This is a genomic window from Calditrichota bacterium (assembly GCA_014359355.1).
In the GTDB taxonomy this organism is placed as follows: domain Bacteria; phylum Zhuqueibacterota; class Zhuqueibacteria; order JANLFK01; family Oleimicrobiaceae; genus Oleimicrobium.
On sequence record JACIZP010000078.1, the window covers coordinates 1 to 15,607 of the forward strand.

General features: G+C 62.5%; 14 protein-coding genes. All 14 read left to right on the forward strand.

Features of this window, described 5'->3' with window-relative positions:
* The first annotated feature begins 29 nt into the window (after positions 1–29).
* The gene (locus H5U38_03355) at positions 30–1,190 is read left to right on the forward strand and encodes a hypothetical protein (protein MBC7186052.1); all 1,161 of its coding nucleotides are present in this window, start codon (positions 30–32) and stop codon (positions 1,188–1,190) included.
* Between the two features lie 63 nt (positions 1,191–1,253).
* On the forward strand, positions 1,254–2,693 hold the full coding sequence (locus tag H5U38_03360) for a DUF438 domain-containing protein (protein ID MBC7186053.1): 1,440 nt from the start codon (positions 1,254–1,256) through the stop codon (positions 2,691–2,693).
* Between the two features lie 75 nt (positions 2,694–2,768).
* On the forward strand, positions 2,769–5,045 hold the full coding sequence (locus H5U38_03365) for a cbb3-type cytochrome c oxidase subunit I (protein ID MBC7186054.1): 2,277 nt from the start codon (positions 2,769–2,771) through the stop codon (positions 5,043–5,045).
* A 75-nt stretch (positions 5,046–5,120) separates the two neighbouring features.
* Positions 5,121–5,540 (forward strand): nitrous oxide-stimulated promoter family protein, encoded by a 420-nt coding sequence (locus H5U38_03370; protein ID MBC7186055.1) that lies wholly within the window; start codon positions 5,121–5,123, stop codon positions 5,538–5,540.
* 422 nt (positions 5,541–5,962) lie between these two features.
* Positions 5,963–6,238 carry a chorismate mutase gene (locus H5U38_03375; protein ID MBC7186056.1) on the forward strand — a complete coding sequence of 92 codons (276 nt, stop codon included), beginning with the start codon at positions 5,963–5,965 and terminating at the stop codon, positions 6,236–6,238.
* Between the two features lies 1 nt (position 6,239).
* Positions 6,240–7,073, forward strand: coding sequence for a hypothetical protein (locus H5U38_03380; protein ID MBC7186057.1), 834 nt, complete (start codon positions 6,240–6,242; stop codon positions 7,071–7,073).
* Positions 7,074–7,126: 53 nt separating this feature from the next.
* Positions 7,127–8,488: a TrpB-like pyridoxal phosphate-dependent enzyme gene (locus tag H5U38_03385; GenBank protein MBC7186058.1), complete on the forward strand. Its 1,362-nt coding sequence runs from the start codon at positions 7,127–7,129 to the stop codon at positions 8,486–8,488.
* Positions 8,489–8,521: 33 nt separating this feature from the next.
* Positions 8,522–9,547 carry a 3-deoxy-7-phosphoheptulonate synthase gene (aroF, locus tag H5U38_03390; GenBank protein MBC7186059.1) on the forward strand — a complete coding sequence of 342 codons (1,026 nt, stop codon included), beginning with the start codon at positions 8,522–8,524 and terminating at the stop codon, positions 9,545–9,547.
* Positions 9,544–10,662 (forward strand): prephenate dehydrogenase/arogenate dehydrogenase family protein, encoded by a 1,119-nt coding sequence (locus tag H5U38_03395; GenBank protein MBC7186060.1) that lies wholly within the window; start codon positions 9,544–9,546, stop codon positions 10,660–10,662. Before aroF ends, H5U38_03395 begins: the two co-directional genes overlap by 4 nt.
* 4 nt (positions 10,663–10,666) lie before the next feature.
* Complete coding sequence (gene aroA, locus H5U38_03400) at positions 10,667–11,947, forward strand: 3-phosphoshikimate 1-carboxyvinyltransferase (GenBank protein ID MBC7186061.1); 1,281 nt, start codon at positions 10,667–10,669, stop codon at positions 11,945–11,947.
* Complete coding sequence (locus H5U38_03405) at positions 11,940–12,818, forward strand: shikimate dehydrogenase (GenBank protein MBC7186062.1); 879 nt, start codon at positions 11,940–11,942, stop codon at positions 12,816–12,818. Before aroA ends, H5U38_03405 begins: the two co-directional genes overlap by 8 nt.
* A 1-nt stretch (position 12,819) precedes the next feature.
* The gene (aroC, locus tag H5U38_03410) at positions 12,820–14,001 is read left to right on the forward strand and encodes a chorismate synthase (GenBank protein MBC7186063.1); all 1,182 of its coding nucleotides are present in this window, start codon (positions 12,820–12,822) and stop codon (positions 13,999–14,001) included.
* Positions 13,979–14,524: a shikimate kinase gene (locus H5U38_03415; protein MBC7186064.1), complete on the forward strand. Its 546-nt coding sequence runs from the start codon at positions 13,979–13,981 to the stop codon at positions 14,522–14,524. The genes aroC and H5U38_03415 overlap by 23 nt, the downstream gene beginning before the upstream one ends.
* The gene (gene aroB / locus H5U38_03420; GenBank protein ID MBC7186065.1) at positions 14,511–15,605 is read left to right on the forward strand and encodes a 3-dehydroquinate synthase; all 1,095 of its coding nucleotides are present in this window, start codon (positions 14,511–14,513) and stop codon (positions 15,603–15,605) included. Before H5U38_03415 ends, aroB begins: the two co-directional genes overlap by 14 nt.
* Positions 15,606–15,607: the final 2 nt, after the last annotated feature.

Below are 15,607 nucleotides of genomic sequence, written 5' to 3' on the forward strand. Positions count from 1 at the left end.
GAATCGCAACTGTGGAGGGATCGGGTGGAATGGTGACAAAGGCTCTTAGCCCATTTGCGCGGCCCGCGCCAGGTTTGCCCATTAGGCGCGGTGCGCCCCCTTTGCGGCGCCCCACCAGAGCAGAGGCGGAGCGCTTCCCAAAGGTGGCCAGAGAATTCATCGAGAGGACGCGCGCCGAACAGACGCTTTTGGTGAACAGACGCCTCTACCATCTCGACTGGATGGCGGACCGTCATTTCGTCTTGGCCGGGGCGACTGGCCAGGGCCTTGGCGGCGCCCTGGCTGTGGCGACTCTGTTCCGTCTGGGGCGTCGCGGCAGCCTGACCGTCATTTCGCGCGACTTGTCCCTATCGGTGGGATACCAGAGCGGCCTCCTGTTGCAGCAGATGGCTGAGCAGTTGGATCTCGGGGAGCGCTTCCACTGGGTGAACGACGGCCTGGCAGCCTCAGGCGAAGCCTTCGAGCACATCGTGGCGGCTCTGCGCCGGGCTGGTGCCGACGAAGTGGTGTACATCAACACAGTCGCCTCGGCAAGCTCTGGGCTCTTGCCGGGATTCCCACCAGTGTACGTGAAAGACATTGACCGCGACGGCCTCTTCCAGTGGGAACTGGAGCCGCTTAGCGACAAGGCCATCGAGACGACCAAATACGTCATGGGCACGCTGGCGGTGCAATTCCCCATGGCGCTCGAGAAGGCAGGCATTCACGTGGAAGTGAGCGCCTTTGCCGATTGGCGTGGCAGCCTGGACCACTGCAGCCGCAACCCTGCAATCCCTGAGTACGGTCGCCATGGGCCCTATTCCACCAGCCTCTTCTTGCCGAAAGACATCATCCAGGCAGCCACCAGAGCAGCCTACAAGACCTCGCGCAAAGTGATTGACGTCTTCTTTCCGGTAATGAAGACGCGCGCCCTGTCGTACATCCCCGGCGGCAGACTCATGGCGCTGCTGTACGACGAGCTGCGCCGCCGCGAAGAGCTGCCCTTCATCGATATTCCAGAGCTGGCGGTGGCCTTCCTGCACCGCGTCGGCCGCGTGCTCGACAAAGGCGTGGATAACCTGTTTCCACGCCTCGACCTCCACGAGGCCTCTTTGGACTTTTGGTTCTACGAGGTGATGCAACGCCTCACCACGGACGAGAACGACGAGTTCTACTACAAACGGTGGATTCGCGATGACTGGGAGGAATAGCTCGCCTGCTACCCCATCAGGCGATTGCTTGCCCTTGGCGACAAGTTGACGAGGAGGAAAGCAATGCATCTCTCAGCATCTACACGGGTGGGAGAGCTTTTGAAGGAGTACCCGTTTTTACTCGACTTTTTGGTGAGTCGCTCGGAGAAGTTTAAGCTGCTGACGAACCCTTTGCTGCGGCGCACGGTGGGACAAGTGGCTACCCTTGCGCAGGTGGCGTCCATCGGCGGCATCGAGCTGGCCACATTGCTTGCGGAGATAGCCGGGGAGATCAAGCGTCAGACCGGCCAAGAGGTGACGCTGGATACCTCGGTGGTCCCCCAGGTCACTGTCACTGACCCCGCCCAGCGGATCGAGATGCTCAAGGCCATCATTGCCGACTTGCACGAGGGGCGGGACGTGGCCACTGCTAGGCAGCGTTTCCGGGAGCTCATCAAGGACGTCGAGCCCAGCGAGATTGCGGCCATGGAGCAGAAGCTCATCGCAGAGGGGATGCCCGAGGCTGAAGTCAGGCGTCTGTGCGACGTGCACGTGGAGGTGTTCAAAGAGGCTTTGGAGCGCCACGAGCTGCCTGGTGCACCGCCTGGACATCCAGTGCACACCTTCATGCAGGAAAACCGCGCCATAGAGGGACTCTTGCAACAGGTCCGAGAGCTCACCGCACAACCTACCCTTCCCCCGGAGGCGCTGGCCAGGCTCGCCGCCGTGGTGGGCGAGCTGCGCAAAGTCGACCTGCATTACCTGCGGAAGGAGAACCAGCTCTTCCCTCTGCTGGAGAGACACGACGTGAGCGGGCCGTCGCAGGTCATGTGGGCGATTCACGACGACATTCGTGCGCAGCTCAAGAGGTGTGCCCAACTGCTGGAGGGAGGGAACACAGCCGAGGCGATCGCTGTGCTGGCCCACGCTTCCCAAGAGATTGCCGACATGGTCTACAAGGAGGAGCACATCTTGTTCCCCCTGGCCTTGGAGCTCCTGGCGCCGGAGGAATGGGCGCGGGTGAAGTCGGGCGAGGAAGAGATCGGGTTTGCCTGGATTGCTCCACCCCCGCCCTGGGAGCCGAAAGCTGAGGAACCTCCTCCCGTGGCAGCACCTGCGCAGGCGTGGAACTTCGACACCGGCCACTTGACTCCTGAGCAGGCCAACCTGATCCTGACCCACTTGCCAATCGACCTTTCGTTCGTTAATGAGCGTGACGAAGTGGTCTACTACTCGGCCACCAGAGAGCGGATCTTTCCGCGGAGTCCTGGAGTTATCGGGCGCAAGGTGCAAAAGTGCCACCCGCCGAAGAGCGTGCACATCGTGCAGCAAATCCTTGACGATTTTCGCAGCGGCAAGAAGGACGTGGCTGAGTTTTGGATCACCGCGCATGGGCGCTTTATTCACATCCGCTACTTTGCGGTGCGCGACAGGGCAGGAGTCTATCGTGGTTGTCTTGATGAGACGCAGGACGTGCCCGGCATTCGCGCGCTCACCGGGGAGAAGCGACTGCTGGACTGGTAATGGCAGGTTCGGCAGGGGCCTCGTCGCGGTGCCCCTGTGCGTATGAGGCAGGAGACCAACTGAAGGAGGTGCACAATGTCCATCGCAAAGCTGAAATGGGCAGCCATTGCCGCCTTTGTGGTAGCGATGGTGGTACTGTTGGGTGGTGGACTGGCAGCCAAGCGGCAACTTGCCCCCTATCCGGGTAGCGTGACCGATGGCGAGGGGAGAGTCCTCTTCACCCGGGCGGACATACTGCAGGGGCAGGAGGTCTATCAACGGCATGGCCTGATGGACCATGGCAGTGTGTGGGGGCACGGTTCGCAGCGCGGGCCGGAATTCTCGGCCCTCACCCTGCACCTCATCGGCGAGGTCCTGCGCGATGAGGCGGCATTTCAGGAGTTTGGTCGCTCGTACGCAGAACTGGACCAAACGGAAAGAGAGCTCGTTGACTTGAAGACCAAGTGGGAGGTCAAGGAGAATCGCTACGATCCTGAGGCGGATCGGCTGGTGCTCACGCCCACCCAAGTCAAGGCCTTAGCGCGCGTGCAGCAGTACTGGGACAAGGTACTGGGAGAGGGGGAGCTTCGCTACGGCTTCTTGCCGCAAACGGTCAAGGATCCCGCAGACCGGCAGCAGATCGCGCGCTTTTTCTTCTGGACTGCCTGGGTTGCCTCGGTGCAGCGCCCTGGGGAAGACTACTCCTACACCAACAATTGGCCTCCTGATCGCAGCGTGGGCAATACTGCCACCACGAACGTCTACCTCTGGACGCTGGGGGGTATCTTTTCCCTGTTCATCGTGTTGGGGCTGTTCATCTATTGGGTGCACCACCATCAGCTTTGGTACGGGGAGGCGCGCGGCGTGCCCCTGGCGGAGAGACTCATTGACATGCCGCTTACGCCCAGCCAGTTCCGAGCCGCAAAGTTCTTCCTTGTCGTCATCCTTCTGTTCCTCCTGCAGACCACCTTCGGAGGGCTGCTCGCCCACTACACGGTGCATCCGCGCAGCTTCTACGTGTCGTGGATCGCCAAGGTCATGCCGTACAGTTGGGCAAAGAGCTGGCATCTGCAATTGGCCATCTTCTGGATTGCCACTACCTGGGTGGCCTCAGCCATCTACTTGGCGCCCATCCTGGGCGGGCGGGAGCCGAAGCGGCAAGGGCTCCTGGTGAACATCCTGTTCGTCGCCGTGGTCGCTGTTGCCCTGGGTAGCCTTTTTGGCGAGGTGGCGGGCATCAAGGGGTTGCTCGGCAAGGCGTGGTTCTGGCTCGGGCATCAGGGGTGGGAGTATCTTGAGCTTGGTCGGCTGTGGCAGATTCTCCTTTTCGTAGGACTTATCGCCTGGCTGCTCATCGTCTACCGCGCGGTGGCTCACCACCTCCGGCTCAAGCACAAGGACGAGTTTACCGCGCTGATCTGGTTCTATCTGCTCAGTGCCATCCTGGTGGTGGGGTTTTTCGGCTTTGGTCTCATGTACGGCCGGGGTACCCACCTCACACTGGCCGATTACTGGCGCTGGTTCGTGGTGCACATCTGGGTGGAGAGCATTTTCGAGTTCTTCGGCGTGGCTGTGATTTCCACCCTGTTGGTGGCCATGGGGCTGGTGACGGCCCAGGCGGCGCTGCGGGTGGCCTACTTCACGGCCGCCCTGGTCTTCCTCACCGGGATCATCGGCACCGCCCACCACTACTTCTGGTATGGCGGTCCCTCGTTCTGGCTTGGCTGGGGTGCTGTCTTTTCGTCCATGGAGCCGGTGCCGCTGTTTGGCCTGGTGGTGAGGGCATTGATGGAATACAAGGCGGTCAAGGGGCAAGGGCAGGAGTTCCCTTATCGTTGGCCCTTCTACTTCCTGGTTGCCTCCTCCTTCTGGACCTTTCTCGGGGCTGGCGTGTTCGGATTTCTGATCAATCTGCCCATTGTCAACTACTTCGAGCATGGCACCTATCTGACCATGAATCACGGTCACACAGCCTTGTTCGGCACCTATGGCATGTTGTCCATCGCGTTGCTACTTTTCTCGTGGCGCGGCCTGGTGGAGAAGGCGCGGTGGAACGACCGCCTGCTTGGGCTTTCCTTCTGGGGCCTGAACGGTGGTCTGCTCCTGATGGCCCTGGCCACCCTGTTGCCGGTGGGCATTATGCAGGCCTGGACGAGCTTCAAAGAGGGGCTCTGGGTTGCACGGGACGCCTCTTTCTTTGAACGGGAGCCGGTGGTGTTGCTGGGACAGCTGCGCATGATCCCCGATTTGATTATCATTCTCCTCGGGGTAGTACCCCTGGCCTATTTCTTGTTCTCCACGTACCGGAGGCTGAAGCCACCGGCCATCAAGGCAGGGGAATCGGTGTGGAAGGAGCTGGGAACGGAGCTCTAAAGTGACGTGGGGAGGCCGTCAGTTGCACGGCGGCCTCCCCGTTTAGGACCGATCACATCAGGATTCCGGTGTCACATGGTGGAACGAGCTAGCAGTCGCCTTCTGCGTGAAGAGAGGACCGTCGCGGTCATGGTCCGCACCTATTGTGCCGGAGTACATGGTAGCCGGGTTGGTCTGTGCGCCGAGTGTACGGAGCTCTTGGCCTACGCTCGCCAGCGTGTGGCGCGATGCCCTTTTGGGGCGAACAAGCCCACCTGCGCCAAGTGTGTCGTGCACTGTTTTCGCAAGGATATGCGGGCAAGGATCCGGGCGGTGATGCGCTACGCCGGGCCGCGCATGCTTTTTCGTCACCCTGTGCTCGCGTTCTTTCATCTGTTGGATAGGCGGCGCAGCGCTCCCCACCTGCGCGGAATGCAGGCTGTGACGGAGCCAAAGAGGGGCGCAGGGCAGGAAGCGAGCGCTCATCGAGTCGCCCTTCCGGAAGAAAGTGCTTGACAAGCTGCTCGGTTTTGAGTATATTTGCAGCAAACAAAGGCAAAGCTATGGCTACTCTTCAGGTGCAGCGACATCCCTCCCATCAGTGGTTTTGGTGCTGGTATTATCATATCAGTGGTGGGAGGGATTTGTCCCTGACCTGAGGCACTACCAAGCATAAGCAAGAGGCAAATTCAGCCCACCACAGAGCAGCGTGGTGGGCGTTTTGTTTTTGTGGCCATGCCCTGTGGTGCAACGCTGTCAGACCTTTGAGATTCTCCACGGAGGGACGCACCTATCCCCGGCGGTAATCCGCTGGTGCCCACGGCCTGTCTGTCCGTGGGTGGGGACAAGTTGTTCATGTCCACCGACGGCTGGTGGAGCCGATGTGGTCATAGGTTGCTGACCAAATGAGGCCCGGAACGTTTCGGAGGAGGGATGTGGTGGACGATCCCCTTGTCGTGGCAAGAAAGAGAATCGACGAGATCGACGGTGCCATCATCGCGCTGCTAAATGAACGGGCGCGCTGTGCCCTGCGCATTGGCGCCATCAAGCGAGAGCGTGGGCTTTCGGCTCGCGACCCGGAGCGGGAGGCAACCGTGTTGGCGCGGGTGGAGAGGGAGGCGGCAGGGCCCCTGCCCGGCTCCTCGCTTCGCCGCATCTTTGTGGAAATCATCGCTGCCTGTCGCAGCGTTCAGGAACAGCAAAGCAGGAGGTGACGTGGCCCAAGGCAATGACCAGCTGAAGATAGGCGAGCTGCCGCGCCTGAGCATTCTTCCGATCGAGGACGTTCTGTTTCACGAGGAGCCGGATGAGGAACGTGCGACGCTGCTCACCGCAAAACTCGAAAAGGAGGGGGTGCTCAGGAACCCGCCCATTGTTGCGGATGTCAATGGTGCCCGGCGACGCATCCTCCTCGATGGCGCCAATCGCCTCACGGCCCTACGCACCCTGGGCTTCCGGCACGTGCTCGTGCAGGAGATCGACCTTTTTGATCCTGGCTTAGTGATTTCCCAGTGGCACCACGCTGTAGAGCGCCTGGACAGATCCTATTTCCAGCAGAGACTGGCGGAGATTGAGGGCCTCATGGTGAACGAGGAGCCTGTCCCGGAAGCTGATGCTATCGCCCGCCTGCAGTTTCCCGACCGCTCCCACTTGCACCTCTGCGCCGACGGGGACATATTCCACCTTGTGCGCCTGCTTGCCCAGGTGACCAGCCTGTATCACGGCTCGGCGTACATGGACCGGGTGAGTTACACGAACCTTGAGCACCTGCAGCGCAACTATGCCGAGTTCAGCGCTCTGGTCTCCTTCCGAACCTTCAGCAAAGACGAAATTGTCGAGCTCACGACGAACAACGTGAAGGTGCCAAGCGGCATCACCCGCGTGTTGGTGCCCAAGCGCGCGCTATTCTTCAATCTTCCCCTGGAGGTTTTGGCAAGAGGCAGCAGCGCTGCGGAACTGAATGAATGGCTGCAACGGCACTTGGCAGAGAAGATCAGAAGCAAATCTATCCGCTTCTACCAGGAACCGACCTTTATCTTCGACGAGTAGCTGGCCCTGGGCGTGCCCAGGAAGGAACTGAACGAAAAGGTGAGGAGTGCGCAATGGACAGAGTCAAGTACCAGCTGGATGAGAAGGAGGTGCCGCGGCAATGGTACAACATCCAGGCGGATCTCCCAGAGCCGCTGCCGCCGGTGCTTCATCCGGCCACGGGCAAGCCAGTAGGTCCGGATGACCTGGCACCGCTCTTCCCGATGGCGCTCATCATGCAGGAGGTGAGCAGGGAGCGCTGGATCGACATTCCCGATGAAGTGCGGGAGGTATACGCACTCTGGCGCCCTACGCCGCTGTACAGGGCCAGACGACTGGAGAAGGCGCTGGATACACCGGCGCGCATCTTCTACAAGTACGAGGGGGTCAGCCCGGCGGGCAGCCACAAGCCCAACACCGCAGTCGCACAGGCCTACTACAATGCCAAGGAAGGCATCAAGCGGATCACCACCGAGACGGGGGCTGGACAGTGGGGGAGCGCGTTGGCGCTGGGTGGCATGTTGTTCGGAGTGGAGGTGAAAATCTACATGGTGGCGATTAGCTATCGTCAGAAGCCCTATCGCCGCATCCTCATGGAGACATGGGGCGCCACCTGCATCCCCAGTCCCAGCAATGAGACCAAGGCCGGCCGAGCGGTGTTGGCCCGTGATCCGGACAGCCCTGGCAGTCTCGGCATCGCCATCAGCGAGGCGGTGGAGGAGGCTGTGACCCGCGACGACACCCACTATTCCTTGGGCAGCGTGCTCAACCACGTGTTGCTGCACCAGACCGTCATCGGCTTGGAAGCAAAACGGCAGATGGAGCTGGCTGGCTATTATCCCGACGTCATCGTCGGCTGCATCGGCGGGGGCTCCAACGCTGCTGGGCTGTACCTGCCTTTCTTGAAGGACAAAATCGACGGGACGCAGCCCCACCTCCGCGTCATCAACGTGGAGCCGGCCAGTTGCCCGACGGTCACGAAGGGGCTGTACGCTTACGACTTTGGCGACAGTGCGGGGCTGACTCCCCTGTTGAAGATGTACACCTTGGGTCACGACTTTGTACCACCGCCGGTGCACGCGGGCGGTCTGCGCTACCACGGCATGGCGCCGATTATCTGCCACCTGCATCGTTTAGGGCTCGTAGAGGCGCGGGCGGTCAATCAGGTGGAGACCTTCCAGGCAGGAGTGACCTTTGCCCGCCATGAGGGTATCATTCCGGCCCCGGAGAGCAACCACGCCATCCGGGTGGTTATCGACGAGGCACTCCGGTGCAAGGAGGAAGGGAAGGCGCGCACCATCCTTTTCAACCTCAGCGGCCATGGCCACTTTGACATGGCGGCCTACGAAAGCTTCCTCAGCGGGAAGTTGCAGGACTTTGAGTATCCGGAAGAGAAAGTGGCGGAGGCGCTCAAGCGCCTACCTGTCGTGTCCTAAGTGCCTTCGGCCACGCATCGCGGAGGAAGGCCCATGGTCGTGGTGATGGACGACAACGCAACCCCGGAAGACATTCAGGCGGTGGAAGACAAGCTCGTGGCCCTTGGCTTTCGGGTACACCGCTCCACCGGCGTGAACCGCACCATCCTCGGTGCCATTGGTGACAAGCGAGGGGTGGACACGCGCGACTTGGAGGTGATGCGCGGCGTGCATGAGGTGCTGCGCATCACCGAGCCGTACAAGCTGGCCAGCCGGGCATTTCACCCCTTGGACACGGTGGTGCGGGTCAGGGACGTGGAGGTTGGGGGCGAGGAAGTCGTGGTGATGGCCGGCCCCTGTGCGGTGGAGAGCGAGGCGCAAATCTACGAGGTTGCCGGCTTGGTGAAGAAGGCAGGGGCGCGCGTGCTTCGTGGCGGTGCCTTCAAACCGCGGACCTCGCCTTATAGCTTCCAGGGGCTGGGCGAAGAAGGGTTGCGCTTTCTGCGCAACGCGGCTCAGGCGCACGGTTTGGCGACGGTCTCGGAGGTCATGGAGGCGCGGGACGTGGAGATGGTCGCCTTGTACGTGGACCTCCTCCAGATTGGCGCGCGCAACATGCAGAATTTCTCCTTGCTCAAAGAGGCAGGTCGAGCGGGCAAGCCAGTGCTCTTGAAGAGGGGTATGGCGGCCACCATCGAGGAGTGGCTCATGGCGGCAGAGCACATCATGGCCGCCGGGAACGCGCAAGTGGTGCTGTGCGAACGTGGCATTCGCACCTTCGAAACCTACACGCGCAACACCATGGACATCTCGGCGATACCGGTGGTGAAGAAGCGGAGCCATCTGCCCATCATTGCCGATCCTAGCCACGGCACTGGCCTGCGCGACAAGGTGGCGCCCATGGCGCGCGCGGCAGTGGCGGCCGGAGCCGACGGGCTGCTGGTCGAAGTGCACCCGCGTCCGGACGAGGCGCTCTCCGATGGCGCACAGTCCCTGCTGCCTGAGCAGTTCGCCCACCTGATGGAGGAGCTGCGCATCATCGCCTGGGCCATTGGCAGAAGGGTGGCGGAGCCGCAATGAGCGACACTGCCCAACAGAACGCGCCCACGCGCGTGGCCATCATCGGCATCGGGGTGATTGGTGGCTCGCTGGCCATGGCCATCAAGCGCAAGCTACCCACGCTGGAAGTGCTGGCCGTTGACGAGGAGCCCATCGTGGCTCTGGGGAGAGAGCTTGGCGCAATCGACCGAGGATTTGGCAAAGAAGAAGTGGAAGGCTGCGTAGCACAGGCCGACGTGGTGGTGTTAGCGACGCCCATCGCTGAGATCCTTCGCCTTCTGCCTCGGGTGGCGGCTGCGGTCCGACCAGGCGCCATAATCACCGATGTCGGGAGCAGCAAGCGCAAGATAGTGCAGGTAGCCGAAGCTGTGGTTCCTTCGGGCTGTTACTTCGTGGGTGGGCACCCGATGGCGGGCTCCGAACGGCAGGGTCTGCGCGCAGCAGATCCGCTCTTGTTCGAAAACGCGGTGTGGGTGCTCACCCCGGCTGCAAAGACCCCGGCGCGTGTGGTCCGCTCCTTAGGCGGTCTCCTGGAGCAGGTGGGGGCCAAGGTGCTCATCGTCAGCCCCCTGTTGCACGACCGCGTGGCGGCTGCAGTCAGTCATCTCCCCCAGCTTCTGGCTGTGGCGTTGATGAACATGGTCGCCCGCCATCAATCCGACATGCCGCACCTGCTCAAGTTAGCTGCTGGAGGTTTCCGGGACATGACGCGCATCGCGTCCAGCCCTTACCGCATGTGGGCTGACGTGCTTGCCACCAACGTCGAGCAGATCGTGCCCTTTGTGGATGAATACATCGCGGAGCTGGAGCGGATCCGGGGCAAGCTTCTGGCGGGCGATTTGGCGGTAGAATTCGACAGTGCTGCCCGGAGCAGGCTGTTCATTCCGCGCGACACAAAGGGCTTCCTCAAGCCGCACTATGACCTCATCGTTCAGGTGGAAGATCGGCCTGGGGTGATCGCGGCGATGGCCGGGGCCCTGGCCGCCGAGGAGATCAACATCAAGGACATCGAGGTGCTGAAGGTGCGGGAGGGTGAGGCCGGCAGCATCCGCATGGCTTTCGAGTCGGAGGCTTGTCGCAAGCGCGCCGCAGAGCTCATTGGCAGCCTGGGTTACCGGGTGCGCACAGTGGAGTGAGACGATGGACCGGGAGATTAGACCTGGCGGTGCCCTGCGCGGCACGGTGCGTGTGCAAGGGGACAAGTCGATTTCCCATCGGGCCCTGATCTGTGGCGCCATAGCCGAGGGCCGGACGCGCATCCGCAACCTTTGCCCAGGCAAGGACGTGCAGAGCACGATGTCGTGTCTGCAAGCCTTAGGGGTGCCGATTCGCGTGCGGGGGAGCGAGGCCATCGTGGACGGCGTGGGCCTGCGCGGTTTGCGGCCGCCATCTGCCGTGCTCGATGCGGGCAATTCCGGGACGACCATGCGCCTGCTCGCTGGAGTTCTGGCCGGGCAACGGTTTGCCGCGTCCATCACCGGGGACGAGTCCCTGCGGCGGCGGCCTATGGCGCGCGTCATCGAGCCCCTGAGCATGATGGGCGCACGCATCGAGTCCACGCCAGGAGGCTTTGCACCACTGCACATCCGGGGCAACAGGCTCAAGGCCATCTCCTATGCGATGCCGGTTGCCAGTGCCCAGGTCAAGTCGGCAGTGCTGTTGGCAGGACTTTTTGCCGAAGGGAAAACGGAGGTCATGGAGCCGGCGCCCACGCGCGATCACACAGAGCGCATGCTCCCCCACTTCGGCGTGCCGATAAGCGTGGACGGAAGAGCGGTGGCCGTCTGGGGGCCGGCACGGTTGCAGGCCGCCAGCGTTGAGGTGCCGGGGGACATATCCTCGGCAGCATTTTTCCTCGCGGCAGCGGCCGTGGTCGAGGGATCGTCGCTGCGTGTCGAGGGAGTAGGCATCAACCCCACCCGCAGCGGCGTACTCGAGGTTCTGAGGGACATGGGCGCGCGCTTGGCGTTGGAAGAAAAAGCGGAGTCCTGGGAGCCGGTGGCCGATGTGCTTGTCGAGGCAGGCCCCTTGCAGGCCGTAGAAATTGAGGGTGCGCTTGTCCCGCGCCTGATTGACGAACTGCCAGTGCTGGCGGTCGTGGCTACGCAGGCCGAAGGCGTCACCCATATCCGGGGCGCAAGAGAGCTGCGCGTGAAGGAGAGTGACCGCATCCGGGCTGTGGCTGCTAACCTCAGGGCGATGGGCGCCGAGGTGGAGGAGCTGGAAGACGGGCTCGTTATTCCCGGTCCCCAGAAGCTGAAGGGCGCCGTGGTAGATAGCTTTGGCGACCACCGCATCGCTATGAGCTTCGCGGTTGCTGGCTTGCTTGCGGACGGCCCGACCGTGATCCGCCAGGCCGAGTGTGTGGATATCTCCTTTCCCGGCTTCTTCGCCCTGCTTGAGGAGCTGGGCCGTGGCTGACGCGCACACTCAGACGCTCGGGCTCATCGGCGACCCTGTGGAACATTCCGTTTCGCCGCTCCTTCATGGGCACCTGATTCGCGCCCTTGGCGTGAACTACTGCTACCATGCCTTTCGGGTACGCCGCGACGAGCTGGCCGTGGCCCTCGCTGGGTTGAAGGCGCTTGGCGTGAAGGGGGTCAACGTCACCCTCCCGCACAAAGAGGCGGTCCTGCCGCTGCTGGATGGGGTGTCCCCAGAGGCCCGAGCGGTGGGAGCAGTCAATGTCGTTGTCAACGCGAACGGCCGGCTGGTGGGCTACAATTCGGACGTGGTTGGAATAGAACTGGCCTTGAAGCGACATGGGGTTGACGTGCGCGGCCACAAGGTGGTGGTGCTGGGCGCAGGGGGCGCGGCGCGCGCAGCGGTGTGGGCGCTGGCGAAAATGGAGGCGGCAGGGGTGCACATCCACAGCCGCTCATTGATCAGAGGAGAACGACTCGCCAGAGAATTGGCCGAATCGTGCGGCAGAACCGAACTATCCGCGTTCGCGTGGGAAGAAGCTGCCTTTGCCCAGAGCTTCGATGGCGCAGCGCTCCTGGTCAATGCCACGCCTTGTGGGATGTGGCCACGGCATCACGAGTCGCCTGTGGCAGGCAAGTACCTGAGCAAAGGCCTGGCGGTGTTCGACCTCGTCTACAATCCGCTGCGCACTCGCTTGCTGCGGGAGGCGACAGAGCGTGGGGCGCAGACAATACCCGGCCTGGACATGCTCATCTTCCAGGCAGTAGAGGCGATGGCGCTGTGGACTGGCCGGCGCCCGGCCAATGAGGACGAATTCGTGGCGAAGATGCGCAGGCTTCTCAGCAAGGAACTGCAGGGTCATGGGTAGGCTGCGATACTTCACAGCGGGCGAGTCGCACGGCAAGGCGCTGGTAGGCATCCTGGAGGGGATGCCCGCTCAGGTACCGGTGCGCAGGGAGGAGATTGACCGCCAGTTGCGACGTCGGCAAGCGGGCCATGGGAGGGGCGCGCGCATGGGCATCGAACAAGACCGGGTGGAGATTCTTGCCGGGGTGCGCCTGGGGCGCACCACTGGGGCTCCGGTGGCCCTCGTAGTGGCTAATCGGGACTGGCAGAATTGGCAGGAGGTCATGGCTGTAGAGGCAAGCGGCGAGCGGCCTGAGCCGGTGACGGTGCCGCGCCCTGGTCATGCAGACCTTGCCGGGGCCCTCAAGTACCGGCACACTGACCTACGCGACGTGATCGAACGAGCCAGTGCCCGCGAGACGGCCATGCGCGTGGCTCTGGGGGCAGTGGCTGGTGAACTTCTGGAACAATTGAGCATCGGTGTGGTCAGTCACGTCGCCGCCATCGCCGGCCAGTGGAGCAGTTGGAAAGCGATTGATGAGACGCCAGCTGTTGCCGGCAGCCGTGCCCTGCAGTGGTGCGGGAAGCTCGGCGCCCAGGCGGACGAGTCCCGGGTGCGATGCTTAGATCCTGAAGCCGAAAAGCGTATGCTCGCGGCGATCGATGAGGCGCACGAGGCGGGCGACTCCGTGGGCGGCGTGCTGGAAGTGGTGGCAGTGGGCGTGCCACCAGGCCTCGGCGGCTACGCGCACTGGGACCGCCGCCTGGACGGACGCTTGGCCATGGCAGTGATGTCCATCCCTGGCATTAAGAGTGTGGAAATCGGTTTGGGGTCGAGAACTGCAGACCTTCGTGGTTCACAAGTGCACGACGAGATTGTCGCCCGGCCGCGGCGCAGGTTGGTTCGGGCCAGCAACCACGCAGGCGGCATCGAGGGCGGCGTGAGCAACGGTCAGCCCATTGTGCTGCGCGCCGCCATGAAACCGATACCGACACTTGCCCGCCCCTTGCGTTCTGTGGACTTGTGCAGCGGCAAGCCTACCGCGGCTCATCGCGAACGGGCAGATGTGTGCGCTGTCCCTGCGGCTGCGGTGGTTGCAGAGGCCATGGTCAAACTGGTGCTTGCCGATGCTATCCTGGAAAAGTTCGGCGGCGACTCCTTGCCTGAGCTGCTCGCAGCCTATGAGCACAACAAAGTCCGGTAACATCTATCTCATCGGCTTTATGGGCGCAGGGAAGAGCAGCCTCGGACGAGCCCTTGCTGCACGCCTGGGCATGCCCTTTGTCGACACCGACCAGCTCATCGAGCAACTGACCGGGCGCAGCATCGCTGATCTCTTCGCCATAGAAGGGGAAGGCCATTTTCGCCAGATAGAACGGCAGGTGATCGAAACGGTGAGCAGGCAGGTAGGCCAGGTGGTGGCGGTCGGCGGAGGAGCAGTCGTGGACAGTGAGAACTGGCGACGGCTGCAAGAAAGCGGGATAACCGTGTACATCAAGTGCGCGCCCTCCCTGTTGAGTCAGCGACTCGCCAAAGATAGGGCCCGTCCGCTGCTGCAGGGACTTGACGGAGAGGAGCGCTCTTTGGCCATTGCAGGCCTGTTGGCCGAACGGGAACCGCGTTACTGCCAGGCGCAGGTGGTTCTGCGCGTGGACGAGACGGCCACCGTCGAGGCGCTGGTGAGTCAACTGTTGGCGGTGCTGGGAAAAAGGGATGGAAACGATTGAGGTCAAAGTGGGCACGTGCTCGTACCCCGTGCACGTCGAAACGGGTGTGCTCGCGCGGGTAGGGGAGATGCTCGCCCCTTACCTGGTCGGCAGGCGTGTGGCCTTGGTCACCGATAGCCACGTGGCTCCGCTTTACGCCGCGCCGGTGAGCCAGAGTCTGCGGGCAGCCGGTGCTGAGGTGAACCAGTACGTCCTCCCTGCGGGCGAGGCATCCAAATCGCTGCGCTCCTGCCAATGGCTGTGGGGAAAGCTCTTGGAGGACCGGCTCGATCGCAGTGTCACCGTGGTCGCCCTTGGGGGAGGGGTCGTTGGCGACCTGGCAGGATTTGTGGCGTCCACGTACCTGCGCGGGGTGGACTTGGTGCAGATTCCGACGACCCTCATCGCGCAAGTGGACAGCGCATTAGGCGGCAAGACGGGAGTCAATCACCCGGCTGCAAAGAACATCATCGGCACCTTCTATCATCCGCGCTGCGTCCTAATTGACCCAGCCGCGCTCGCAACATTGAAGAGGCGCGATCTACGTGCTGGCTTCGCCGAAGTGCTCAAATATGCCGTCATCGCACACCCAGCGCTGTTCCAGCTGTTGCAGGACAAGTTGGAGTCCCTGCTGGCGTTGCAGGACGAGAAAACCCTCGCCTGGGTGATCAGTCAATGCTGCCAGGTGAAAGCACGTATCGTCGGCCGGGACGAGCGCGAGCAGGGGATGCGGCGGGTGCTCAACTTCGGCCATACCATCGGGCATGCGTTGGAAGCGGCTACCAGGTTCAAGGCCCTCCGCCACGGCGAGGCGGTGCTCTTCGGCATGCGTGGTGCAGCCTGGCTCTCCGCGCAACGGGGTCTCCTGCCGGGAGACCAGTTCCGACAGGTCGGCGAGCTTCTGAACCGGCTGCCGTGCCCGGTGGATTTGTCGCGCGTCGTTCCTTCCGCCGTGATGCAGTTCGTCGCTACCGACAAGAAGCACTATGCCCGCACGCTACATTTTGTGGGTCTGCGGGGCATCGGCTGGCCGCAGGTCATCACCGACGTCACTGAGCATGAACTCATGGCGGCCATCGAGTACGCCTTGGGGAGGAGGTGACG

Coding starts and splice junctions, on each gene's coding strand:
- H5U38_03395 (MBC7186060.1), top strand. CDS start 9,544: ATGAGCGACACTGCCCAACAGAACGCGCCCACGCGCGTGGCCATCATC.
- H5U38_03385 (MBC7186058.1), top strand. CDS start 7,127: ATGGACAGAGTCAAGTACCAGCTGGATGAGAAGGAGGTGCCGCGGCAA.
- H5U38_03365 (MBC7186054.1), top strand. CDS start 2,769: ATGTCCATCGCAAAGCTGAAATGGGCAGCCATTGCCGCCTTTGTGGTA.
- H5U38_03415 (MBC7186064.1), top strand. CDS start 13,979: ATGAGCACAACAAAGTCCGGTAACATCTATCTCATCGGCTTTATGGGC.
- H5U38_03360 (MBC7186053.1), top strand. CDS start 1,254: ATGCATCTCTCAGCATCTACACGGGTGGGAGAGCTTTTGAAGGAGTAC.
- aroB (MBC7186065.1), top strand. CDS start 14,511: ATGGAAACGATTGAGGTCAAAGTGGGCACGTGCTCGTACCCCGTGCAC.
- aroF (MBC7186059.1), top strand. CDS start 8,522: ATGGTCGTGGTGATGGACGACAACGCAACCCCGGAAGACATTCAGGCG.
- H5U38_03370 (MBC7186055.1), top strand. CDS start 5,121: ATGGTGGAACGAGCTAGCAGTCGCCTTCTGCGTGAAGAGAGGACCGTC.
- aroA (MBC7186061.1), top strand. CDS start 10,667: ATGGACCGGGAGATTAGACCTGGCGGTGCCCTGCGCGGCACGGTGCGT.
- H5U38_03355 (MBC7186052.1), top strand. CDS start 30: ATGGTGACAAAGGCTCTTAGCCCATTTGCGCGGCCCGCGCCAGGTTTG.